Annotated in this window: 23 protein-coding genes; 12 read left to right on the forward strand and 11 right to left on the reverse strand. The window is 54.5% G+C overall.

The genetic code is table 11. From position 1 onward, the window contains the following. Positions 1 to 10 precede the first annotated feature (10 nt). Positions 11 to 505, forward strand: a complete 495-nt coding sequence (locus HZS81_RS08635; protein WP_179930151.1) for a hypothetical protein — start codon at positions 11 to 13, stop codon at positions 503 to 505. A gap of 111 nt (positions 506 to 616) precedes the next feature. Next, positions 617 to 874 (forward strand): hypothetical protein, encoded by a 258-nt coding sequence (locus HZS81_RS08640; RefSeq protein WP_179930152.1) that lies wholly within the window; start codon positions 617 to 619, stop codon positions 872 to 874. Positions 875 to 2,146: 1,272 nt separating this feature from the next. Here HZS81_RS08640 and HZS81_RS08645 read toward each other — a convergent pair. Further along, entirely contained in the window at positions 2,147 to 3,853 is a 1,707-nt protein-coding gene (locus tag HZS81_RS08645) for a potassium/proton antiporter (RefSeq protein ID WP_179930153.1), read from the reverse strand. Between the two features lie 150 nt (positions 3,854 to 4,003). Here HZS81_RS08645 and HZS81_RS08650 point away from each other — a divergent pair, with 150 nt between their 5' ends. Both HZS81_RS08650 and HZS81_RS08655 read left to right on the forward strand, forming a co-directional pair. Then, positions 4,004 to 5,125, forward strand: a complete 1,122-nt coding sequence (locus HZS81_RS08650; protein ID WP_179930154.1) for an ABC transporter substrate-binding protein — start codon at positions 4,004 to 4,006, stop codon at positions 5,123 to 5,125. 1 nt (position 5,126) lies between these two features. Further along, entirely contained in the window at positions 5,127 to 6,521 is a 1,395-nt protein-coding gene (locus HZS81_RS08655; RefSeq protein WP_179930155.1) for a 3'-5' exonuclease family protein, read from the forward strand. A gap of 7 nt (positions 6,522 to 6,528) precedes the next feature. On the opposite strand, the gene HZS81_RS08660 is transcribed toward HZS81_RS08655, so the two are convergent. The 3 genes from HZS81_RS08660 to HZS81_RS08670 form a co-directional block, all read right to left on the reverse strand. Further along, positions 6,529 to 7,365, reverse strand: coding sequence for an alpha/beta fold hydrolase (locus tag HZS81_RS08660; RefSeq protein ID WP_179930156.1), 837 nt, complete (start codon positions 7,363 to 7,365; stop codon positions 6,529 to 6,531). 57 nt (positions 7,366 to 7,422) lie between these two features. Then, on the reverse strand, positions 7,423 to 8,091 hold the full coding sequence (locus tag HZS81_RS08665; RefSeq protein WP_179930157.1) for a 7-cyano-7-deazaguanine/7-aminomethyl-7-deazaguanine transporter: 669 nt from the start codon (positions 8,089 to 8,091) through the stop codon (positions 7,423 to 7,425). A gap of 207 nt (positions 8,092 to 8,298) precedes the next feature. Next, positions 8,299 to 10,209 (reverse strand): propionyl-CoA synthetase, encoded by a 1,911-nt coding sequence (locus HZS81_RS08670; RefSeq protein ID WP_179930158.1) that lies wholly within the window; start codon positions 10,207 to 10,209, stop codon positions 8,299 to 8,301. Between the two features lie 291 nt (positions 10,210 to 10,500). Between HZS81_RS08670 and HZS81_RS08675 the strand changes: the two genes are divergently transcribed. Continuing rightward, positions 10,501 to 10,821 carry an ArsR/SmtB family transcription factor gene (locus HZS81_RS08675; protein WP_179930159.1) on the forward strand — a complete coding sequence of 107 codons (321 nt, stop codon included), beginning with the start codon at positions 10,501 to 10,503 and terminating at the stop codon, positions 10,819 to 10,821. Between the two features lie 15 nt (positions 10,822 to 10,836). Here HZS81_RS08675 and sohB read toward each other — a convergent pair whose 3' ends face one another. After that, positions 10,837 to 11,880 (reverse strand): protease SohB, encoded by a 1,044-nt coding sequence (gene sohB, locus HZS81_RS08680; protein ID WP_179930160.1) that lies wholly within the window; start codon positions 11,878 to 11,880, stop codon positions 10,837 to 10,839. Between the two features lie 129 nt (positions 11,881 to 12,009). On the opposite strand from sohB, the gene HZS81_RS08685 reads away from it, so the two are divergent. Then, entirely contained in the window at positions 12,010 to 12,321 is a 312-nt protein-coding gene (locus HZS81_RS08685) for an SCP2 sterol-binding domain-containing protein (protein WP_179930161.1), read from the forward strand. 79 nt (positions 12,322 to 12,400) lie between these two features. On the opposite strand, the gene nudC is transcribed toward HZS81_RS08685, so the two are convergent. Genes nudC through HZS81_RS08705 form a run of 4 tightly spaced genes read right to left on the reverse strand, consistent with a single transcriptional unit; the run spans position 12,401 to position 15,198 of the window. Then, positions 12,401 to 13,189 (reverse strand): NAD(+) diphosphatase, encoded by a 789-nt coding sequence (gene nudC, locus HZS81_RS08690; protein WP_179930162.1) that lies wholly within the window; start codon positions 13,187 to 13,189, stop codon positions 12,401 to 12,403. Next, complete coding sequence (gene dnaQ, locus HZS81_RS08695; protein WP_179930163.1) at positions 13,182 to 13,910, reverse strand: DNA polymerase III subunit epsilon; 729 nt, start codon at positions 13,908 to 13,910, stop codon at positions 13,182 to 13,184. The genes nudC and dnaQ overlap by 8 nt, the downstream gene beginning before the upstream one ends. Beyond that, the gene (gene rnhA, locus HZS81_RS08700) at positions 13,910 to 14,380 is read right to left on the reverse strand and encodes a ribonuclease HI (RefSeq protein ID WP_241697429.1); all 471 of its coding nucleotides are present in this window, start codon (positions 14,378 to 14,380) and stop codon (positions 13,910 to 13,912) included. The genes dnaQ and rnhA overlap by 1 nt, the downstream gene beginning before the upstream one ends. Continuing rightward, positions 14,377 to 15,198 (reverse strand): methyltransferase domain-containing protein, encoded by an 822-nt coding sequence (locus HZS81_RS08705; protein WP_241697430.1) that lies wholly within the window; start codon positions 15,196 to 15,198, stop codon positions 14,377 to 14,379. The genes rnhA and HZS81_RS08705 overlap by 4 nt, the downstream gene beginning before the upstream one ends. Before the next feature lie 74 nt (positions 15,199 to 15,272). Here HZS81_RS08705 and gloB point away from each other — a divergent pair, with 74 nt between their 5' ends. From gloB to HZS81_RS08735, 6 genes are all read left to right on the forward strand, one after another. Further along, complete coding sequence (gloB, locus tag HZS81_RS08710; RefSeq protein ID WP_179930165.1) at positions 15,273 to 16,040, forward strand: hydroxyacylglutathione hydrolase; 768 nt, start codon at positions 15,273 to 15,275, stop codon at positions 16,038 to 16,040. 27 nt (positions 16,041 to 16,067) lie between these two features. Continuing rightward, the gene (locus HZS81_RS08715) at positions 16,068 to 17,264 is read left to right on the forward strand and encodes a transglycosylase SLT domain-containing protein (RefSeq protein ID WP_179930166.1); all 1,197 of its coding nucleotides are present in this window, start codon (positions 16,068 to 16,070) and stop codon (positions 17,262 to 17,264) included. A gap of 198 nt (positions 17,265 to 17,462) precedes the next feature. Beyond that, positions 17,463 to 19,250, forward strand: coding sequence for an extracellular solute-binding protein (locus HZS81_RS08720; protein ID WP_241697438.1), 1,788 nt, complete (start codon positions 17,463 to 17,465; stop codon positions 19,248 to 19,250). A 22-nt stretch (positions 19,251 to 19,272) separates the two neighbouring features. Beyond that, positions 19,273 to 20,346 (forward strand): microcin C ABC transporter permease YejB, encoded by a 1,074-nt coding sequence (locus HZS81_RS08725; RefSeq protein WP_179930168.1) that lies wholly within the window; start codon positions 19,273 to 19,275, stop codon positions 20,344 to 20,346. 2 nt (positions 20,347 to 20,348) lie between these two features. After that, the gene (locus HZS81_RS08730; RefSeq protein ID WP_422141581.1) at positions 20,349 to 21,410 is read left to right on the forward strand and encodes an ABC transporter permease; all 1,062 of its coding nucleotides are present in this window, start codon (positions 20,349 to 20,351) and stop codon (positions 21,408 to 21,410) included. Then, complete coding sequence (locus tag HZS81_RS08735) at positions 21,403 to 22,983, forward strand: ABC transporter ATP-binding protein (RefSeq protein WP_179930170.1); 1,581 nt, start codon at positions 21,403 to 21,405, stop codon at positions 22,981 to 22,983. The genes HZS81_RS08730 and HZS81_RS08735 overlap by 8 nt, the downstream gene beginning before the upstream one ends. Before the next feature lie 16 nt (positions 22,984 to 22,999). Here the strand turns inward: HZS81_RS08735 and HZS81_RS08740 are convergent, their stop codons facing one another. Both HZS81_RS08740 and HZS81_RS08745 read right to left on the reverse strand, forming a co-directional pair. Continuing rightward, the gene (locus HZS81_RS08740; RefSeq protein ID WP_179930230.1) at positions 23,000 to 23,704 is read right to left on the reverse strand and encodes a pseudouridine synthase; all 705 of its coding nucleotides are present in this window, start codon (positions 23,702 to 23,704) and stop codon (positions 23,000 to 23,002) included. Then, positions 23,704 to 24,519, reverse strand: a complete 816-nt coding sequence (locus tag HZS81_RS08745) for an amidohydrolase (protein ID WP_179930171.1) — start codon at positions 24,517 to 24,519, stop codon at positions 23,704 to 23,706. Before HZS81_RS08745 ends, HZS81_RS08740 begins: the two co-directional genes overlap by 1 nt. Positions 24,520 to 24,554 lie beyond the last annotated feature (35 nt).

Here is a 24,554-nt window from a genome sequence, read left to right on the forward strand (position 1 = left end):
GATCACCACCATGACCAAGACCAAGACCAAGACCAAGACCAAGATCACCACCACTGCACTGGCACACGCCGCCGAGACCGGCGCCAGCCTAGGCCACCTATCACCGCCGCAAGCATGGGCCGCCCACCGGCTGAGCATGCCCCCCAGCGCCCTGAGCGATCCGCTACCCGGGCACCTGGTGACGATCCTCGACAACATCGACCGCGCTGAGCGCCGCCGCTTCGCTGATGCGTGCCCCGATCCTGATACGATGATTCAGGCCGCCTATGACGAACAGCACCCGGCCTACCTGCGCCTGGCGATTCAGGAGAAGCTAGCCGAAGGCATGCGCAGCTGCTTTCCCGACCTCAAGCCCAAAGGCGTGGATAGCCAAGGCAACCGCGTTTACCTGGTGGACGACCTGGCCAAAGCGCTGGGCACCACCGAGGATGAACTGGCCATGCTGGCAGCGCAGCGCGGTATGCAGAACACCATCAACGACAGCGACGTGACGCCGATCCACTAGACACGGCGCACGACCACCACAGGCCCGGCACCCGCTGGGCCTTTTTGTGTCTGGTAGCTGGCGCTGTATATTCGACCAGACCACCCAAACCGTCACCCACCGGGGGATACCATGCGCCGATCACGCAACGCTCGCCAGTACGCTAATGACGCACTCAAGCACACCACCCGCGATGGCAGTGCCTACCGAGATGACCGCCTTGAGCAACAGCGCCAGCGCCTAGAGCGCCGTTTGTCGTGGGCGTTTCAGCGTGGTGACGTGGCAGGCGTGGAGCGGATAGAGCGCCGCCTCGATGCGCTCGCTGATGAAGCGCTGGGTGACGTGGAGCCGGGCCGCACGGCTGGGCCGATCGAACGACCGCGCTGGTGAAAAGCCAAGGTACCTCTAAGCACCAAACACCGGGCCACGGGGAGCGCAGAGCGCGGTTTACGGCAATTTTTCGGGCCTTTATGGATCGTCAGCACCACCCGCCCTAAACCCGCATGGTTGAGCGGTTTTAAGGTGCCGAAGGTGACGAAATGGCCGCCCGTCGCGTCGGCACCGATCACCACCACACTGGACGCTGCCGATGCGACCGAAGCGCCAGCGCTAAACGCCTAGGTTCTCCTGAGCAGCGTTAAGGGCTGTACGGGGCCATAGAGGCGCAAAAGCGGGCTATATACGAGGATTTTCTGGGCAGTGGTTGTTGTTGTGATTTATCGCCGCGCACAAGCCGCCAACCTGCGCCGCCGCTGGGCTGAAGCCTAGAACTGGCAACCTTAAAGCACCAACTAGAACAACCGCGCCAGCGAAAAAAGGTACTCCTGGCCTGCACCCCCGCTACGGGGGCGCAGAGGCCCGAACTCAGGCCATACACGGGCAAAAGAAGCGAGGCCCGGTTCCGATTCCGGTTTCATCGCAAAGCCCGTCATGCTGGCGCTGGTGGCCGCTTGGCAATCGGAAACGATCCGCCTGGTGGGTAGGGGGTGGTCGAATCCTTACAGCACACCGTTACCGGAGACCGCCGCCTCAGTCAGATTTTTATACCCGCGAAATAAGAAAATTAAACTCGCCTGGCGTATGGCAGCGCAAGCAGAACCACCGCGTGACAAATCCCGGGCAATCGGCGGCCACGAACCGCCAAAAAACCGCGCTTTTATTGGTAACTGCCGAAAAAAGCACCGGGCACCCCGACCGCCCGCGCGCGTAAGCGAGTTGGACTTCTTCCATTTGAAATGGAGCGAGTGTCTTAAAGACACTCTCAAACCTGGGACCGGAGACCGCGCCAGCGTTCCGGCTGGTGTGATTCCCTTTCCGTCATTCAAAAAGGCATCAAAACCCGTGCATCACGTCGCATCAAAGCGCAGCCAACCACCTGTTTTTATGTAGGGTAGGATGTTGGGTAGTTTCAAAAAATGCCTATAAGTTACTGTTTTTATTATGCCGTTGGCGGACTGTCCCTCCGCCAGAATATAGAGGGGAATCAGCTATTTAGCTGATTCCCCTTTTTTGTTTTTGGGCAGTGCAAAAACCGGGAAAAGTATAACGCCGGGAACGGTTACCATTATACAGCTCCCTTTAACCTCACATACCAAGCCCCAAAGGCTGGCTAAAATCCGTGCATCACGTCGCATCAAAGTGCTGCCAACTCACTTATCTAAGCTAATACAGACGCAGGCCAATACGGGTGATTTTACCGCCTTCCATATCGCTTACGACCCAATGAATACCGTGCCAATCGACGTCATCCCCGACTACCGGGTGGCCGCCCACACGCAAAGCGATAAACTCCGCCAACGTCATATCTTGCTCCCCGGGGCTCAGCGTTAAACCGTAAGCCTGAGCAATATCCTGCATTCGCGCACTGCCATCCAGGGTAAAGGTGCCAAAAAATGCGCGTTCGTGCTTAAGCTTAGCATCTCCGTTGAATAAGCGATTTAACCCAGGGAGATCTTCGGTACGGCCAATGACACAGATAACATCACCCAGCTTAAGCCGCGTACTGCCTTTAGGATGCAACATGACATGGTTACGAAATAGCGCGGAAATCAGCGCGCCAGACGGGAAGCGCAAAAGCCGAATGGGCACATCCTCAAGGTCTTGGTTTTCCACCACATACACGAACATCTCAAAGTCGTTTTCAGGCAAAATGCCAAGCGGCCCACGTCGATTGGGGGTAGTACCCTTAGGCACTTCCACCCGCATCCAGTGAGCCATCCAGGCAAGCGATCCGCCTTGTATCAAAAGCGACATCAAAACGACGGCAAAGGCGATATTGAAATAAAGTGAAGCGTTTTCCACTCCGCCAATGACGGGAAAAATCGCCAACACGATCGGCACTGCCCCACGTAACCCGACCCAGGCAATAAAAAGCGTTTCGCGCCAGCGGAACTTAAAAAACGGCTTGATCGTGATTAATACCGCAAGCGGACGGGCTAAAAAAATTAGCGCCAGCGCGACTACAGAAGCGGGTAACGCGACGTCCCATAGCTCGCTTGGGGTTACCAAAAGTCCAAGCACCAAGAACAAACCAATTTGGCTGAGCCATGCCAGACCATCGTGTACCGGCAAAATAAAGTTCAAATGCCGCCCTGGCTGGTTGCCAATCATCAAACCGGCTAGGTAGATGGCTAAGAAGCCGCTGCCCCCTAGCACGCTTGTCAGGCCAAAAACGCCGAACCCCAAGGCAAGCGCCAACATGGAATAAAGCCCTGGCGCCAAATCTAACCAGCGCAGCAGTTTAGCGCTGACCCAGCCTCCGCCAATCCCTACCGCGAGACCAATACCAAACTGGGAAATAAAAAATAGCAGCGTTTCTTGCCAACCGCCAATCTCACCCACTAAGAGCTCTACCAACATTAGGGTGAGGAAAATTGCCATCGGGTCGTTGGTACCCGATTCGATTTCCAGCGTCGCGCCTACGCGCTCGTTTAAATTCACCCCGCGACCGCTAAGCATTGAGAAAACGGCCGCTGCGTCAGTAGACCCCACAATGGCGCCTACCAGGAGTCCCTGCACTATGGTCAGGTCAAACATCCATGTCGCAATCACCCCGACAATCGCGCTGGTGAGAAATACGCCAAACGTGGCCAAAGTTAGCGCCGGCTTAAACCCGACGCGGAACGTTTTTAACCGCGTGCGCAAACCACCATCAAGAAGAATCATAGCCAACGCGAGGTGACCGATGACAAACGCCATGGAGTAGTCATCAAACTCGATACCGAGAATCCCTTCTTCCCCGGCGAGCATCCCCAAGCCAAGAAAGATCAATAGCAGCGGTACGCCCATGAGTGACGATAATCGACTGGCTAAAATACTCAGCGTCATCAACAAACCGCCGAGCAAAAAGAAGGTATACAGTGCGTCCATGATTCCCCGTCTTAGCCTCAATACTCCGCCATTATTACACGCCAAGAGCTATTTTACTGAAGCATATTGAGACAATACGTTGATAACGAAGCTAGCCAGCCTATTTGCGATCCGGATACACTTCATACGATAATCTTAGGAGTATTCATCATGCTACGATGCTTTTTGCGCACCGTACTCGCTTTTATCGTGCTGGCCTTTATGGCTGCGCTGTCTGTTACGCTAGTAGCAGCAACCCACGCTCAAGAGACACTCTCGCTAGAATCGGATGTCCAACTACCCGACAGCCTCTGGCAGATTGAAGAAGGTGCACATGATGTCCCGACTACAGTCATAGCACCGCCGGAGCCGCTGGCGACACCTCCACTTGAAACCGTCAATGTAATGTTAGATTGGTTTTTGAGCCCTCAGCATGCCCCCATCTTACTGGCTAAGGAGCGGGGCCTTTTTCAGCGGCAAGGCTTAGACGTGCAATGGCAATCTCCCGGCGATCCCTCCCTGCCGACTAAGTTACTTGCAGCCGGAGAAGTCGACCTCGCACTCGGGCGCCAGAGCCTTCTTCACTTGAGCGCACACCAAGGGGCGACACTGACCCGTATTGCCACCTTGATTGAAACGCCTCTGAACGCCGTCATCACGACGACAGAACACGCAAGCAATGATCCTGCTCAGGAAGAGCTAGAAGCAATTAGCACACTTCATTTTGGCTACACCACTCGAGAGGGCGAAAAATTGGTTATCCCCGGGTTAGTGCCCAGCGCTATGCGCCAAAGCGATGAAGCGCTTACCCCAGAAAGCTTACATTTTGATGCGGCGCGCGCACTTACTGAACAGCAAGTTCAGGTGGTGGCTGATGGTTTTTATCACACTCTCCCCGCCCAGCTAGCGACCGAAGGCATGGAAGCCAAGGTCATTCCTTATGAAGCCCTATCCATCCCACGCCACGATGGCCTGATCATCATGGCCAATAGCCAATCGCTAAATAAGCGCACCGATACCTGGGTGAGCTTTGTCATTGCACTGGAAGACGCCACGCACTGGATGATCGATAACCCTAGCCTTGCTTGGGAGACTTTAATCGACGCTTATCCGGTACTCGATAACAGCATTAACGCCAACGCCTGGCAGGATTTGCTACGGCGCACTGCCCTAAGCCCAGCCGCACTAGATACCCGCCGCTACAGAGCCTTTGAGGCATTTTTGTACCAACGTGGTATTAGCGATGCACCATTAAAGGTTGAACAATTAGCTATCGACCCGCATAACCGCTGATATGACCGCCCCTACCCTGATTTTTGTCGATGTCGAAACCACCGGCACGCGAGCAACACGCGACCGCATCACCGAAATCGCAGCGCTAAAGGTCCTTGATGGCGATATCGTCGACCGGTGGACGAGCCTCATTTATCCTGACGAGCGAGTCCCCTTCAATATCACCCAGCTCACCGGGATCAATGACGCTATGCTCAGCGATGCGCCGCGCTTTGCTGATATCGCGCACTCCCTTTACGAGTGGCTGGGCGACGCACCACTTGTCGCCCACAATGCACGGTTTGATTTCAGCTTCTTACGCAATGAGTTTAAACGCGCTGGTTTTGATTGCCGCTCACTGCTTTTATGCACATTGCGTCTTTCGCGGCGCATTGCACCACAAGAGCGCCAACACAACCTTCCAGCATTACTTGCCCGCCATGGTATTTCGGCCATCCGCCACCACCGTGCGGGTGATGACGTTGAAGCCCTCTGGTCGCTATGGAAAACCTGGCAAGCGCAGCACTCAGCCGCTGAATGGGAAGCACTACTCGCCACAGAAAAGCGCTACCGCAGTCTGCCCGCGCATCTTGATCCGGAACTGTTAGAGCAGTTGCCCAAAGCACCGGGGGTTTATCTCTTTTATGGGCATAATCAGCTGCCCCTTTACGTGGGAAAAAGCATAAATCTGCGTAACCGAGTGCTGGGGCATTTTCAACGCGACCACCAAGACGACAAAGAGATGCGCCTCGCCCAGCAAGTTCAACATATTGAGTGGGAAGAAACGACAGGCGATCTCGGCGCGCAACTGCGCGAAGCGCAGCTAGTCAAAACCTTAATGCCGATTATGAATCGCCGATTGCGCAAGCAGCGCCGGCTTACCGCTTGGCATTGGCCAGAAGAGGCCACCCAACCTACTTTACTCAACGACAGCGCCATGGAGCTTGTAAACGGCAACCTATATGGTCTTTTTCGCTCGGCTCGCGATGCAAAAAGCACGCTACGAAACATCGCTGAAAAGGAACAGCTGTGTCCACAGGTGTTAGGCCTAGAAAGGGGGCAAGGACGTTGTTTTGCCCATCAGCTTGGCAAGTGCCGCGGGGCGTGTTGCGGGCAAGAATCACTGGATACGCATACCAAACGGGCAAAAAACGCCTTAACGCAGCTACAGGTCAGCGGCTGGCCGTGGTCGGGAAGCATTGCGATCAAAGAGCACAACCCGCAACGTAGGCGGGTCGCGTACCACGTTGTGTATCAGTGGCGCTATTTAGGCACAGCAAAGAGCGAAACGGCCGCCGCCAAGTTAACGACAACCGACGCGGCTTTTGACTTGGATGCCTATCGCATTCTCAACCGCTTTTTACGCGATCCTTCGGCGCACGCGTTAGAGATTATGACGCTCCCTGCACCAGTGTGATTACCATCTAAAGGCTTTTTGGCTGCGACGCTAAAAATGCTTCAACCGCTTTCTGAAATGCCTCGGGCTGATCGGCATGGAGCCAATGGCCGGCGTTTTTCAATGTCACCATGCGCGCCTGGGGCAGCATTTCGCGTAGCGCGGGCAGCATGTCATCACTTACATAAACGGAATCCGCGCCGCGCAGCACTAGCGTTGGGCCTTCATAGGACGTGTCACCTGCCGGCTCACCAATCACATCATCATAACCAGCCATGATAGCGTCCAAACCTATGCGTAGTGCCAGCGCACTCCCTTTTTCGCTCTCGCGACGCTCAAGATTAGTGGCCAAAAACAGTCGTGTGGGGCGATGATCGACGTGCTGGCCCAGCAAGTCATCCGCTTCGCGGCGATTTTTAGGGAAACCACGCTCCACCTCTTTTAGAGCGGCAAACACATCATCATGCCCATGCGAATACGCCACTGGCGCGATATCCGCTACGATCAGCGAAGCGACCCGCTTGGGCGCTAACCGCGCCAAGCTAATGGCCACTTTGCCACCCATGGAATGGCCAAGGATATGCGCTTTTTCCACTCCCAGCCGATCCAACAGCGCCAGCACATCGTCGCTCATCGTCGAGTAAGCCATTCCCTCTGCATGCGGCGAGCGCCCGTGATTACGCAAATCTACAGCAATCACGCGGCGATGCGGCTGCCACGCTTTTAGGTGCGAGCGCCAGTTATCCGCACTGCCCAGCAAACCGTGAATAACCACCAACGGTAGCGCATCACTCGCCTCGGCTGGGCCCATATCGAGAGGCCCTGTATCAAGACAATTCAGTTCAACAGGTGAAGCGTTAGGCATAAAACCTCCCGGCATCTTTGCGACAAAATTCTGTTTCGTTGCAGGGCTTCTTTCATTCTAGGCGACGCTAGGTTCTGCGTCGTGATGCCCTGTCCAAACCACCAACCGGCGTGTTAACCATGCCAATAGGACGCCATATAAAGGCAAGAAAAACAACAAACTAATCGCCAGCTTAATCACGTAATCCACCAACGCGATCTCAAACCAGTTTGCCGCCATAAAGGGGTCAGGGCTCTGATAAAAAGCCACCGAAAAAAACGCGAGCGTATCGGCAAAATTACCTACTATAGTTGAGCAAACCGGAGCCACCCACCAGGCCCACTGACGCAGCCGGTCAAACACTTGTACATCTAATAGCTGCCCCAGCACATAGGCCAAAAAGCTGGCAACGGCAATGCGTGCAACAAATAAGTTCCACTCACCTAGCCCTGCTAACCCTGCATACTCGCCGCGGGGAAACACCACGGAAATAACATAAGAGATAATCAACGCAGGCAGCATGACGCGCAAGATGATGGCACGGGCAGGCTCTTTACCAAACAGCCGCACGGTTAAATCAGTGGCCAAGAATATAAACGGAAAGCTGAAGGCCCCCCAGGTGGTATGCCAACCAAAAAGTGTAAACGGTAGCTGAACCAGGTAGTTACTCGCTGCAATAATAGCGATATGAAACGCCACCATCATGAAGAGACAGCGGCGGTGCTGGGCGTATGTTAACGCGAACATAGGTAGGATAGCCTTTTTAGTTAAGTGAAAGAGGGGTTAGGGAACCCTCCGCGCCCGCGATGGGCAGCGCGAGGCATTATACGCGCCTGACTTTTGGAATCTACCTTTGAGCTGTTACAAGTGATGCTAGCTAGCATCATGTAAGAGATAACGGTATAAAAAAGCCGCCGATGTCATCGGCGGCTTGAATGACATCTAACCTTGCATTTATACCGGTGTGGCTTTGTCCGCTGCGCCAACAGAACGCTCACGCATCGCGCCGTGCACATCGTCCAAGCTGGTCGGGTCATCAATGGTCGATGGCACACCAAACTCTTTGCCATCGGCAATGTTTCGCAGCAGCTTGCGTAAGATTTTACCGGAGCGTGTCTTGGGTAAACGGTTAACTACCAGCACCTGTTTAAAACAGGCAATTGGGCCAATTTGATCACGAACGCGTGCGATAAGCTCGTTTTCCAGTGTGGTTTCATCACCGTCAAAGCCGTCTTTGGGGATTACCAACCCTACTGGCAACTGCCCCTTAAGCTCATCGTGAATACCAATCACCGCACACTCGGCCACTGCCGGATGGGCGCCTACGACTTCTTCCATTTCGCCGGTAGAGAGGCGATGTCCGGCGACGTTTATGACATCGTCGGTACGGCCCATGATAAAAAGATACCCGTCGTCATCAAAATAGCCGCCATCACCGGTTAAATAGTAGCCGGGGAAAGCTGCCATATAGGCACTATGGAACCGTTGGGGGTCACCCCACACGCCCACCAAACAGCCCGGTGGCATCGGCTGCTTGATTACCACGCTGCCTTGCTCCATGGCGCTGGCCTGTTCACCGTCACGGTCAAGAATTTGCACATTAAAGCCCGGTACTGGCACGGTAGCCGAACCGGCCTTAGTTGGCATCGGCTCAAGGCCCGGCAAATTAGCGGCAATGGGCCAGCCGGTTTCGGTTTGCCACCAGTGGTCGATCACCGGTACGTCAAGTAAATCATCGAGCCAGTGGAACGTGGGCGGGTCGAGACGCTCCCCGGCCAAGTAGAGGTTTTTCAGACTACTGATATCGTACTGTTCCAGCAGTTTGGCATCGGGGTCTTCTTTTTTGATCGCCCTAAAGGCGGTCGGCGCGGTGAAGAAGCTTTTCACCTTGTACTCTTCGATCAAACGCCAGAAGGCGCCAGCGTCCGGTGTTTTTACCGGTTTGCCTTCATACACCACGGTGGTACAGCCACGCAGCAACGGGGCATACACGATATAGGAATGACCCACGACCCAGCCAACGTCTGAGGCGGAGAAGAACACGTCTCCCGGTTCGACGTCGTAAATCACTTCCATCGAGTACGCTAGCGCCACCGCATAGCCTGCTGTATCCCGTACCACTCCTTTCGGCTTACCCGTGGTACCGGAGGTATACAGCACGTAAAGCGGATCCGTGCCTTTTACCGGCACGCAATCGGCATAGGGGGCTTTTTCAACCAGTGTCGCCCAGTCATGATCGCTTTCACCCAACTCTGCTAGGTGCTCTTCCCGCTGATAGACCACACACGCATCGGGCTTATGTGCGCTCAGCTCAATTGCTTGGTCGATGATCGGCTTGTAGGGCAAGACTTTATGAACCTCGACCCCACACGAAGCTGCCACCACGACCTTTGGCTGCGCGTCTTCAATGCGTACGGCCAGTTCGTGAGGCGCAAAGCCACCAAAAACCACCGAATGGATCGCGCCGAGCCGCGCACAGGCATACATTGCGACCAGGGCTTCCGGGATCATCGGCATATAGATAACAACCCGGTCCCCTTTTTCAACGCCCAGTGCTTGTAAACCTCCGGCGAAATGGGCGACGCGATCACGCATCTCTGAATAAGTAATGGTGGCTTTTTTATGTGTAACGGGGGAATCCCAGTAGATAGCAGGCTGATCTCCGCGCCCTTGCTCAACATGATGATCAAGCGCTGCGTGGCAAATATTCATTTCGCCATCGCCGAACCAGCGTGCATGCTGCTGGTCGTCATACGACAGGATTGTCGACGGCGGCGTAAACCATGGGATTCGCTTGGCCTGCTCTGCCCAGAATGTCTCAGGCGTTTGCGTTGCGTGCTGAAATTCTTGCTGATAACGGCTCATAAGTGCCCTGTCTGTCAGTGCTTGTCAACGGTAAGCGGCGCCACATAAGTAGCAGCGTTGGTATGATTGTTGACACTTTATAAAGGAAACAGGGAAAAATCCGTCATACTATGGGCTAAAAACCGACTAAAGACGTACGAAATCACATAGATTGTCAACAAACATACGTTTGCTACCATTGATTAAACGTTAATTAGCACTTTGGACAAGCCTCGCTAAATTACCGAACATTACATTGCTGCATACATAAGATATAACAACGCGTTGCACCGCGTATGCTAGGAGCTTCTTATGCCCTTACCCCAGAACGCTGCTGCTGATTTGCTGGCACAAAATGGTCGTGCCATCGAGCAGGCCACGTCGTTGTTAAAAGCCATGGCGAATGAAAAAAGATTACAAATCGTGTGTTTACTGCTGGAGAAAGAGTTATCGGTCACGCAGATAAATCAGCAACTAACCCTAAGTCAGTCTGCGCTTTCGCAGCATCTTGCTATTTTGCGCCGAGATAACCTGGTTAACACCCGGCGCGAATCACAAACCATTTACTATTCGCTGACAAGTGATGGGGCAAAAGCCATTATAGAGATGTTAGCGACACAATTTTGCCGCTAGCACTTGGCCTCAGGCTTACTGCTTATACCATCGAGAGGCCTCCAACACACCCAGCGTTTTTATGCCCGCCTGCTCAATACCATGAGAGACGGCCATTCCCAATTTTCGGCTTAAGGTTTGTGGCGGCTCTAAAGTAACGCGCAACACATTCGCTTCCTGCATCCGCTCGAAAAGATACGCTTCACTGGTTTGAACACTGTCGATAAGCTTGCAATCGAGGGCTTCACTGCCGTACCAAATTTCCCCGGTCGCTAAGCTCTCAATGTCCATTTCAGGGCGGCGCTCGGCTACATACGCTTTAAAAAGCCGATGCGTATTTTCCAGATCATCGATAAACTTTTCACGCCCTTCATCGGTATTCTCTCCTAACACTGTCAACGTGCGCTTGTACTTACCTGCGGTTAAATGCTCAACATCAATATCGTGGCGTTTAAGCAATCGATGAATATTAGGTATCTGGGCCACCACACCAATTGAGCCGATCACGGCAAAGGGAGCCGCTTTAATATGCGCAGCACTACACGCCATTAGATAACCGCCGCTTGCAGCCACTTTATCGATACATACCGTGGTCGCTAGGCCAGCATCACGCAGCCGGTCGATTTGTGCCGCTGCAAGACCGTAGGCGTGTACAAGCCCGCCACCCGACTCTAAGCGCACCACGACTTCATCGCTGGTGTCGGCAACATCAATAATGGCAGAAATCTCTTCAGCAAAGTGCTCAGTGGCAGAGGCTCTGATATCTCCATGAAAATCCAGTACCCAAACACGTGGGCCAACGCTATCTTCACTTTTTTTGGAAGACGATTTTTCTTGTTTTTTGTCATCTCGGCGAAAGGCTTTCACCAATGTTTTACGTTGACTTGGCGCGATAGCAGCCATTTTCAGCTGCCGCCGCCGGTGACGTCGCTGATCGTTTAACGTGTCAATTCGTAGCGTGAACGACTTATCCGCTCCCTCTTTTGCTCGCATTACCATCATGACGCCGATACCGATTAACGCCACGACCACTAAGATCTGGAGTAAAAACGTCACTAGTTCGATTATCCACTCGCTCACTGGCTATCTCCTTGTTTTGTCGTTGTGCTCATTTTCCTTACCTTGGTCATTATCAATACTTGATTAAAACATTTGTTTTAAATATCCTCGTCGTTATATATACATACACCCGAAAGGACGCACTACACCATGTCATCGACAACGTTAGAAAAACTGAAAGCTCGTTTTAACCCTGAAGCGGCAGAAGGTATGAATGACATTTTTCAATTTCATTTTACCGATGCTGGCGATTATTACCTACATATTCACGGCGGCACCTTGGACATTCAAGAAGGCGAACACGATGACCCTTCCGTCAGCCTAAGCCTCACCACCGACACGCTAAAAGGCATTATGAACGGTGACGTTAATGGTATGACTGCGTTTATGACCGGTAAGCTCAAAGCCACTGGTAACGTCATGCTCGCCACCAAGCTGACATCACTTTTCCCTAGCGAGTAATGTTTTAGTCACACCAAATACCCATATCGGCACCGAGTTGACGCTAGCGGGTGCCGTTTTGATGTTTAAATACCGTTTTCTACCCTGTTTGCCACTTGGCCAAGTGCTCTTCTATCAGCTCGCGGGAGATGGAGTAAGGAGGAGGTAGCGCTGGGAGTTGCCGCGGAGAAAACCAAGCCGCATCGGCGATTTCGACGCCATCAATGCGGATACGCTTTGTGGTGGCTTCGGCAAAAAAACCCAGCATCAATGAATGCGGGAAAGGCCAGGGCTGACTTTGGAAGTAGCGTAGCTGATCAATATACACGCCGACCTCTTCGAATACTTCGCGATGCACAGCCTCTTCTGCCGACTCGCCTGGTTCGATAAACCCCGCCAGCGTAGAGTAGCGCCCAGGTGGAAAGCGCGGGCTGCGTGCCAACAAAAGTGATTCACCGCAGGTGACCAGCGTGATAATACATGGCGAAATACGCGGGTAATTACGATGCCCGCACGCATGGCAATGCATGGCGAATTCAGCTTCAAGTTTTGTCGCGGGTGAACCACAGCGACCACAGAAGCGGTGATTCTCAAGCCAAGCGCCTACCTGCAAGGCAGTCGACAGCAAACTAAACCAACGACTCGGTAGCTCCGCCATCCACTGACGACCGTCGATCCAGGTATGTTCGGGCTGCGACGCTACTTTTAACGCCACCGGCTCGTCATTCCAATAGCAAAGCGGTTGCATACTTGCATCCCAGCGTTGCCATGGTTGCAGTGGTGTGTGCAGTTCATTGCTGCCGGATAAAAAAGCGGGCGCCAGCTTGCTCTTTGCCAACATAATAACGCGCCCGGCATCCTCTTGAGTGGGAATTTCTCGCCTAAGCATGTGCGTCCTCAGGCCAGTGCAGTTGATGTGCTTCACACTTAGCGCGATGGGCTTCGCGTTCTGCCTCACTCGGACGAATAACGCGCAGCTGACCTGGCTCCAACGCTAAGCGCTGAATGAAAAGCCCTTGACTGGCGTCATCGTTTTTATCGCTATGTTGGCTGCCCGCATCCAGCGTAAGCGCCGTCTGCCCGCCCGTCATTGACAGATAGACTTCCGCCAAAATCTCGGCGTCCAACAGCGCACCGTGTAGCACACGATGGCCGTTATCAATATCGTAGCGCTTACACAACGCATCCAGGCTGTTGCGCTGCCCCGGATGCTTTTGCCGTGCCATTTCTAAGGTATCAAGGATGCGGCAATACTCGGCAACCGGCCCCAAAGTGGACGATCCACGCTTTTGGTTGAGCATGGCAAATTCGTGGTCGATAAAGCCGACGTCAAACGCCGCGTTATGAATCACCAACTCTGCGTCTTGAATAAATTCCCAAAACGCATCGGCCACTTGCGCAAACACCGGCTCGTCGGCCACGCGCTCGTTATCGATCCCGTGAACGGCAACAACCTCAGCATCGATATGCCGCTCTGGATTGATGTATTGGTGATAAGTACGACCAGTAAAGCGACGATTTACCATCTCAATCGCGCCAATCTCGACCAACCGGTGCCCCTGTTTAGGATCGATGCCGGTGGTTTCGGTATCTAACACAATCTGGCGCATCAGGCCCTCCTTTCAACGTGCTCGTCAATCGCGGCATTGGCGAGCGCATCCGCTTTTTCATTACCAGGATGTCCGCTGTGACCTTTCACCCAATGCCACTCAACATAGTGGCGCTGGGTCTCTTCGTGAAGCATTTGCCACAGTTCGGCATTTTTAACCGGTTGTTTAGCGGCGGTTTTCCAGCCACGTTTCAGCCAGTTGTGAATCCATTGGGTGATCCCTTGGCGCACATACTGCGAGTCGGTCCACAGCGCAACGTCGCAAGCCTGATTTAGCGCGCGCAACGCCGAGATGGCCGCCATCAGCTCCATCCGGTTATTGGTGGTGAGCGCTTCGTAGCCATACAGCGTTTTTTCATGTTCGCCGCTTTGTAACACCACGCCCCACCCGCCAGGGCCAGGATTACCGCGACAGGCGCCGTCGGTATACACTGTTACCTGCGGCCGGCGCGGTTTTGATTCATTACTCAACGCTTGGATTCCTCGTTGTGATCTGCCGACGTCTGGTGAACCGAGCATTGTTGTGCTCGATAGGTTGCCGAGCGACTTGAACCACGTGCCACTCCCAAAGAATGCGTCGCCGCCGTCGGATTGACGCCAAACTTGACTCGTTCTGCAGGGGCTTGCGGTTGTTTACGCTTGGCTTGAATTATATAGCTTTCACCTAAGGGTACGTTAAGTCGACGCCCCCACGTTTCCCATGACTCACGACACCGGGCCTTTTGGCTTGAGCAAAAAATTGGGCAGTGGAAGCCGCAATAGTCTACGCGCTCGACAGTAAAGTCGACAAATGCCAACCACTCGCGTAATTGTGAGGGGGAGTGGCGCCGAGCACCTTGCCTCCCGGGCGAAAGCCGCCTTGCTAGGTGATTAATGCTGAGTGGGTTAAAACCCAATATAATCAAGATACCGTGATCAGCGGTGACCCTTGCGGCTTCTTGTAAGGTTTGTTCAGCATCAGGCAGGTGTTCCAACCAGTGGTGAATGAGACTGATATCCAAACACGCGTCAGGTAATGCCAGCTCGCTCGGCGGGCATATAAGGCTTGATGACTGTTCGGCATGCGTGAGGGTGGGCACCCATTCAATCACATGGGGAACCGCCGATAAGCCTAATAAGGAGGGTCCCATGGTCATCTCCAAAGCGTGGCCGCCACTGCGCCCTTCAATGACCGGGCCAAGACAGGCACGCTGAACGTCGATCAACGCTTTACCTGCCTCAGACGCCCAGAAGCGCTGACCATGTTCAAGCCGCTGCGTCAATGAGTCAGCCGTGTGGGAATTTGACATAAACAGCGCATACCTCCAAAGTAACGGCTTTTTGACGTCGTCAATATCTAGATCTAAATTTAAAGGATCCTCGCATGCTGAGCGTGACACCCATTCCCGCCTTAAGCGACAACTATATTTGGTTGCTACGACAAGATGTCAGTCATGGTGTTTGTATCGTGGATCCTGGTGAAGCTGCTCCGGTCATCGATTTGCTCGAGCGCGAGTCACTCACCCTTGAAACCATACTGATCACTCATCACCACCCTGATCACACGGATGGTCTAGATGAATTGATCAAGCGCTACTCACCGCGCGTGATTGGCCCTGACAATCCGTCGATTAAAGGTATTAGCGACCCCGTTGGCGAAGGGGATGAAATCCGCGTCATGGGGCGCTTATTTGAGGTGATGGCAACGCCAGGCCATACACTAGACCATATTAGTTTTTTCACCGCGGGGATACCGCCACTTCTATTTTGTGGTGACACTCTTTTTTGTGCTGGTTGTGGCCGCCTATTTGAAGGCACGCCGGAGCAAATGCACGCAGCGCTAAAACGTTTTGCCACGCTGCCTGAAGATACGCTCGTATTCGCCGGGCATGAATATACCCAGGCAAATTTACGCTTTGCGCGGGAAGCTGACCCCGAAAACGAAGACGTCAAATACGCGTTACAGGAATGCGACAAGGCGCGATCACTTGAGCGCCCCACGCTACCCAGCACGATAGGACGCGAGCTGAACATCAACCCTTACCTGCGTTTGAGCTCGTCGAGCGTGCGCCAGGCAGCCGGTAACGAGGGACCAACTGATGACGATCTCGCAACGTTCACCACTCTGCGCGAGTGGAAGAATCGTTTTTAGTCAACTATCGAAGACCCTATATCGCCTATGACGAACCGCACAACTTGGCAACGTTTGATATTAAGCGCTAGCAGCAGCACTCTCACGGCGCTGCTGCTCTGCGCTTCCGTTCCAACCCAGGCGTCAGCGCCTACCTCCGGCTTCTCTGCCAAAACGCCCAATACTGACGTTGCCTCTTCCAGCGCCTATGTGTCTCATTTTTGGGATGCGCTGGTGCTAGAGCCACAAACCGCCTGGAGTCAACTGCGTAAAAGCTTTGCCTGGCAAGACCAGCGACTCTCAGCGCAAGCTCAGGCGCGTGTCGATAAGTGGATTGAACACTATCGCGCAAGCCCGGAGAACATCGCGACTATTACTCAACGCGCCACGCCATGGCTCGCCTTTATTACCCAGCAAGTCGATGCACGTAACTTACCCGGGGAAATCGCCCTCATCCCTTTCATTGAAAGCTCTTTTGACCCCAGCGCCCGCAGCCACCGAGGCGCTGCTGGTTTATGGCAATTCATGCCGGGGACCGGCGATGCCTTAGGTTTGGTCCGTAACGGCCATTACGATGGACGTTTAGACGTGATTACATCGACCCAAGCTGCGCTTGATTATATCGAGATGCAGGCCGACCAGTGGTATGACGGCAATCTCCCCCTATCGCTAGCGGCCTATAACGCCGGCGCCGGCACGGTAAACCGCGCGGTACGCAACGCCCAAAGCCAAGGCAAAAGCGGCCACTACTGGAACTTGCAGCTGCCTAACGAGACCATGCAATACGTGCCTAAACTTCACGCGATTGCCGCCATTGTTGCCGACCCCGAGCGCTATAACGTAAATCTTCCCGAGATTGAGGCGGAACCCGCCTTTGCCAAGGTCCAATTGTCGCATTCGCTCACTTTGAGCGAAGCATCAAGGCTTCTGGATGTTGAGCAGTCCGCTCTCGCGGAGCTCAATCCTGGGCTTCTTAATGGCGCCATAGACCCACGCAGCGCACAAACGTTGTTAGTGCCGGATGAAGCCAGCCACGCGATGATTGCCAAGCTTTCTCAGGGTGAGAGCCAAAGCGCACAAGTTGCCGAGCCCATCCCGGATACTTACCGCGTTGAGCGAGGCGACAACCTCTCTACCATCGCTGCACGGCACAACCTCACTCAGCAACACATTATGCGTTTAAACGCCATTGAGCGCCCCGACACTTTACAACCAGGTCAGCTCCTGACACTTTCTGACTCCTAGGGCTTGACCGCCGTAAAGCGGCTAATAGCGCACTTAAAAAGTAACCGGGGGAAGACCATGAAGCAGATTGGTAGGGCGTTGTTAACCGGCTCACTTAGCCCCCGCCGTTGGCGGCAATGCTTCGTAGCGCTCGTCTGCTTTGTTTGGGCTTTTACTGCCCTCGCCCAGGCGCAGGTTGCTAACCCTGAACAGGCCGACATGCCTGAGCGCGAGGGCAACGTGAAGACCCGCCACGCATTAGCTCTTTACGATACGCCGGCGCTGTCTGAAGACTTTACTCACTTCCCCCACGTTAACCCTGATGCGCCCAAAGGGGGGAGCATGACCCGCACTGCCGTCGGCGGTAGTTTCGACTCCACCAACCCTTTTATCATTCGCGGTACGCCTGCAAGCGGCATCTCACAGATTTACGATACGTTGATGGCCAGCAACCCCAACGAGCCTTTTAGCCTTTATGGATTGTTGGCAAGCGGCGTTCGGCTAGATCCCGAGCGCGAGTGGATCGAGTTTGACCTGCGCCCTGAGGCCCGCTTTCACGACGGCGAACCCGTTACCGCTGACGACGTCGTTTTCTCCCTTGATATACTTCGCGAAGAAGGCAACCCTTTCTATCGTAATTACTACGCGGGGGTGGACGACGCCGTCGCGCTTGATGATCATCGCGTGCGCTTTAATTTCAACGATACCGACTCGCGTGAGCTGCCCTTGATTGTCGCGCAGATGCCCATTTTGCCCCGCCATTACTGGGCATCACGCGATTTCACCACGCCGACGTTGGCCAAGCACCCTGGCTCCGGCCCGTATCAAATCGAAACCGTCGACCCTGGGCGGCGTATCGTCTTTAAGCGCGATGAAAACTATTGGGGGAAAGGCCTACCGGTCAATGTTGGGCGCTATAACATTGACCGTTTGGTCTACGACTACTATCGCGACCGAGATATTGCATGGCAGGCCTTTAAAGCGGGTTTAACCGATTTTCGCACCGATGCCCGCGCCGCGACCTGGGCCATTGGCTACGATTTTCCCGCGTATCACGAGGGATTGATCAAACGCATTACCATCCCTGATGTAAACCCATCGCGTATGCAAGCGTTTGTTTTTAACCTGCGCAAGGAGAAATTCCAAGACCCCAGGGTGCGCGAAGCCTTGAGCCTGACTTTCGACTTTCCCTGGTTGAATACCAATATTTTTTACGGCGCCTACCAGCGCACTGAGAGCTTTTTTCAAAATTCCGAGATGCAGGCTACAGGGAAACCCAGCAAAGAAGAACTTGCGCTACTTGAGCCGTTTCGTGATGAACTCATTGACTCGCACCGTTCCGATAGGCTTTTCACTCAGCCGCTGCCCATTGATCAACCTGAAGACCGTCGCGCGAGACTGCATCGCGCGCTAACACTGTTGCGCGAGGCAGGCTATCACGTAGAGGGGCAGCGTTTGGTCCACCAAGAAAGCGGCGAGCCGCTAACGCTTGAGGTGCTGCTTTACGATTCAGGACTTGAGCGCGTTGTCCAACCGATGCTGCGCAATATGGCGCGCCTGGGTGTCCAAACTTCGTTACGGATCGTCGATATCAACCAGTATCTTAACCGGCTACGTAGTTTTGACTACGACATGGTCATCAGCCAATTCCCTCAGTCGAACAACCCAGGCAATGAACAGCGTGATTTTTGGACTAGCGCCGCAGCACAGCAACCGCAAAGCCGTAACCTGATGGGGCTATCGCACCCAGCGGTCGACCAACTGGTTGAGCAATTAATTCGCGCCAGCAGCCGGGATGAACTCCACACCGTCACCCATGCGCTTGACCGCGTGCTGCGCTGGGGATTTTACGTCATACCCCACTACCACTCTGGGGAAACACGCATTGCTGTGTGGGACAAATTCGAGTATCCCGAGCCATTTCCTAAATACGCCATGGATTTCGACGCGTGGTGGGTCGATACTGAGCGCGAAGCCCAGCTCAAGAGCCGCCGCAGCGGTCGCTGACATTTGCTGAAGGAGCCCTGCCGTGGCGCGTTATACTGTACGTCGACTACTTCTCATGATCCCGACGTTGGTGGGGATCATGCTGCTCAACTTTATCATTGTGCAGGCCGCCCCCGGTGGCCCCATCGACCAGATGCTGGCGCGCTTTGAGGGCGCGGACGCCATGGCAAGCACGCGTCTGGATATGGGCGGCGGTGATGTGCAAGTTAGCGATGACTCTCGCGGCGCACGAGGTGTCGACCCGCGCTTTATTGAGCAGTTAGAGGAGCAGTTTGGCTTTAACGAGCCAGCGCACGAGCGTTTTCTCGGCATGATGAGGGATTATCTTACCTTCGATTTTGGTACCAGCTTCTTTCGTGACCAGCCGGTTATCGATTTGATGCTGGAACGTCTTCCGGTCTCTATCTCGCTAGGGCTTTGGACCACGCTGCTGGTGTATGTAATCTCGATCCCACTGGGGGTACGTAAGGCTCTAAAACATGGATCAAAATTTGACGTTTGGACCTCAGGACTGGTGATTGTGGGATACGCCATTCCCGGCTTTCTCTTCGCGATTTTACTCATTGTGCTTTTTGCTGGCGGCACCTACCTCGACTGGTTTCCCTTACGCGGGCTCACCTCGCCGGATTTTGATCAGCTCTCGACCTGGGGCAAAATCAAAGACTACTTTTGGCATATTACGCTGCCCGTCATTGCCGCCTCGATCGGCAGTTTCGCCACGCTAACCATGCTAACCAAAAACAGTTTTTTAGATGAAATTCACAAACAGTATGTGCTGACCGCGCGGGCCAAAGGCGCCGACGAAAAACGGATACTCTACGGCCATGTGTTTCGCAATGCGATGCTGATCATTATCGCCGGGCTACCTGCAGCCCTGGTGGGAATCTTCTTTACCGGCGCCCTACTGATCGAGGTCATCTTCTCGCTCGATGGTTTAGGACTCCTCGGTTTCGAGGCGGTGATGCAGCGCGATTACCCGGTCATTTTTGGCACCCTCTATCTCTACACGCTGATTGGTTTGTTGCTTAAGCTCGTGTCCGATTTGACCTATGTGTGGGTTGACCCACGCATCGATTTTGCCACCCGGGAGTCATGACCGTGTCGCCGATTACCCGTCGCCGCCTCGCCGCTTTTCGCGCCAACCGCCGCGCCTATATGTCGCTATGGCTGTTTGGCGTGCTTTTCCTACTAAGCCTGTTTGCCGAGCTGATCGCCAACGACAAGCCCATCGTTATGCAGTATGACGGCAATTGGTACGTGCCGCTTTTAATCGACTACCCGGAAACCGAGTTTGACGGTTTTCTCCCCACGCGTACCGATTACCTTGACCCTTTCATACAAGAGCAGATTCGCGATCACGGCTGGGCGCTTTGGCCACTCATTCCGTTCTCATACCAGACGCTTGATATGCATATGACGCGCCCTTCCCCCGCGCCGCCGGATAGCCGCCACTGGTTAGGCACCGACGACCAAGGCCGCGATGTGCTCGCCCGGGTTATCTACGGTTTTCGTCTTTCGGTGGCGTTTGCGCTGGTTCTCACCGCCGGCTCACTGGTAATGGGCGTGCTGTTCGGCGGTATCCAAGGCTACTTCGGCGGCAAAATCGATTTAATCGGCCAACGCGTGACCGAAATCTGGTCGGGGCTACCGGTGCTATTTCTGCTTATTATTTTGGCCAGTTTCGTGCAACCGGGGTTTTGGTGGCTATTGGGCATTATGCTGCTGTTTTCATGGCTGGGGCTTGTCGATATTGTGCGCGCGGAGTTTCTGCGCGCACGCAACCTGGAGTATGTACGCGCAGCCAAGGCCATGGGGCTGCCATCACGGCTGATCATGTGGCGCCATGTCCTTCCCAACGCCATGGTCGCCACACTCACGTTTATCCCCTTCATTTTCACCGGCGCCATCGGCACCTTAACAGCACTGGATTTTCTCGGCTTTGGGCTTCCACCTGGCGCACCGTCGCTGGGTGAGTTGGCGGCACAAGGCAAGAACAACCTACATGCGCCTTGGCTTGGCATCACCGCATTCATGACGCTTGCGATCATGCTCTCGCTGCTGGTGTTTATCGGTGAAGGGCTACGCGATGCTTTCGACCCGCGTCATGTCAAGCAGCGGCCGGCGCAAGCGACTGCACCACAGGAGACTCCTCATGGCTGAGGCATTGCTATCGGTTAAACACCTTAGCGTCGATTTTGACGGTACCCCGGTGGTGGATGACTTAAGCTTTGACGTCAACGCTGGAGAAACGCTAGCACTGGTGGGGGAATCCGGTTCCGGAAAATCCGTTTCAGCGCTGGGCGTAATGAATCTACTACCCGAAAACGCACGCGTCAGCGGTGAGCGTTTTCTTTTAGGCACGAACCTTGAAGCGCTGAAACGGCCACAGTGGAATGCCATTCGCGGCCACCAGGTTGGGTTTATTTTTCAGGAGCCGATGACGTCGCTTAACCCGCTTCATCGCATCGGCAAACAAATCGGCGAGACGCTCAAACTGCATCAGGGCCTAAGCGGCCGCGATGCGCGAAAGCGTGCCAAAACGTTGCTTGAGCAGGTCAAACTTCCCCGCGCGGAAGAGCTTTTGGATGTCTGGCCCCACCAGCTTTCCGGCGGGCAGCGCCAGCGGGTGATGATTGCCATGGCAATTGCCAACCAACCCAAGCTGCTGATCGCCGACGAGCCTACCACCGCGTTGGATGTCACTGTACAACAAGAAATTCTCGCCCTGTTGCGCGAGCTGCGCGACCGCCACGGCATGGGAATGGTGTTTATCACCCACGATCTCAATCTGGTGCGCGCGCATGCCGACCGCGTATGCGTGCTATATCAAGGCCAGGAGCAAGAGAGCGGCACCGTCGAGCAGGTATTTAAGGCGCCTCAAAGCGATTACACAAAGGCACTGATCGCGGCCGAACCCGAGGGGCGCCCAGCACCGGTGGGGCGCGTATCGCCACGGCTCACCGCTCAACAGCTCAGCGTAAGCTTTGCGCGACCTAAAGCCGGTCTTTTCCGCCGCGCACCTCCTCCCTTTGAGGCGGTAAAACCCATGGATTTATACGTCGCCCCCGGTGAAACTTTGGGTATTGTCGGGGAGTCCGGCTCCGGCAAGACCACCCTGGCCTCTGCGATCATGCGGATGGTGGAAAGCCGCGGCGAAATCACATTGGGGGATGACACCCTGAATGCGCTCTCAGGCAAAGCGCTAAGAAAAGAGCGCCATCGCTTTCAAATGGTGTTTCAAGACCCCTACGGCGCCCTATCTCCGCGGATGCCGGTGTTTGACATCATCAGCGAAGGACTGCGGTTTCACTTTCCTGCCCTTTCGAGTGCCGAGGTAACCGAACGCGTTCATCGTACGCTGACGGAAGTGGGTCTACCTGAGAGCGTAGCCGCGCGCTACCCACATGAATTTTCCGGCGGACAGCGCCAGCGCATCGCCATTGCCCGCGCCATTATTCTGGAACCCGAGCTTTTAGTGCTCGATGAGCCTACCTCGGCGCTGGATCGCACCGTGCAGAAACAGATGGTCACGCTGCTGCGTGATTTGCAGTCAAAGCGACAGCTCAGTTTTCTGTTTATTAGCCATGACCTTGCCGTTGTCCGCGCTATGGCGCACCGCATTATGGTGCTGAAAGAGGGGCAAGTGCTGGAGGCCGGCACCTGCGAAGAGGTGCTCAACGCCCCCCAGCACGACTACACCAAGCGGCTGGTGAGTGCCGCACAGCTGGTGTAGGCGGGTAAAAACTCAATTAAAACAGCGCGATTTCGTCGGCGGTAAGTTCGCGCCACTCGCCGGGTGGAAGATTCGCATCGAGGACAAGATCGCCTATTGATGCGCGATGCAGCGATTCCACTCGGTTGCCCAAGGCCCCGAACATACGCTTCACCTGATGATAGCGCCCTTCGGTGATAGTTAACTCCGCTTCGGTGGAGCTGAGGAGTTTGAGCGTTGCAGGCTTGGTCGGCTCTTCTTCACCATCTAGCAGCAAGCCCTCAGCCACCTGTTCCTTCGCGCGCTGCGCAGCCGTCCCTTCCAAGGGGGAAGCTAGCGTCGCCCGGTAAACCTTGGCGCAGCGGTGTTTCGGCGAGGTAATACGGTGCGCCCACTGGCCATCGTCGGTCAAAAGCAAAAGCCCGGTGGTATCGACATCTAAGCGCCCGACAGGTTTTAAGCGTTCCGCTTTGGGCAGGTCGATCAAATCCACCGCACGGGGATACAAGCCGCGCCGGGCGCTACACTCCACCTCAAGCGGCTTGTTAAGCATCACGTAACGCAGCCCAACAAGCGCTAAAGGCTCGCCTTGCCACCTCACACTGTCGTTTTCGGGATCAATTTGCGTGGCGGCTTGCTTGATGGGCTGACCGTTAAGCTCAACCTCACCGCTTTTGAGCGCACGCTTCGCCAAACTGCGCGTTAACGGTGTGGTTTCGCTTAAAAAACGGTCAAGACGCATCATTGGCCAACTCCCGGCAATAGCTGAAATCGGTCGGCATCTTGCCAAGCGGGGAACTTCTCGCGAAAGGTGTCCAACGCTTCAAGGTCCAGCGTTCCCGTTTCTATGAAACCTTCATAAGCCGGACGGTCAATTAGTGGCTCGCCTTTAAAATCCACCAGCATCGAGTCGCCGCTAAACGCTATCCCTTTGGCATCTTCGCCCACTCGATTAACGCCGATCACATAGCTTAAGTTTTCAATCGCCCGCGCCTGAAGTAGCGTACGCCATGGCTGGCGGCGTGGTGCCGGCCAGTTGGCGACACATAAAAGTGCATCGTACTCAAAATGCTCGCCTTCATTGGGTTGCTGGCGTTGCCATACCGGAAAACGCAGGTCGTAGCAGACACTCAGCAAAATCCTGACACCTTTATAGGTCACGACCTTGCGCGTTTCGCCCATGTCGTAGCGCTCGTGCTCGCCCGCCATGCGAAACAAGTGGCGTTTGTCATACGTGGTTAACTCGCCGTCGGGTGTGGCCCAAATCAAGCGATTGAAATACTTGCCGCCCTCTTCGATAGCAACACTTCCGGTCATCACACAGCCACGCGCTTGAGCTTGGGCTTGGAGCCAAGCCACGGTTTTACTCTCTGCCATGGGCTGGGCGTGCTCGCGAGAATTCATAGTAAAGCCGGTAGAAAACATTTCCGGCAATACCATTACATCAGTGTCCCGTCCATCGCGATCACCGAGCAGCGTCTCTAAATGGCGGTGATTGGCCGCGGGGTCTTCCCAGCGGAGATCGCACTGCACCAAGCTGGTGGTTAGCTGACGCATAGGTCGCCTCCTTTATTGTCGCCATGGCTCGTCTT

The sequence above is a fragment of the Vreelandella salicampi genome, assembly GCF_013415105.1.
Lineage (GTDB): Bacteria > Pseudomonadota > Gammaproteobacteria > Pseudomonadales > Halomonadaceae > Vreelandella > Vreelandella salicampi.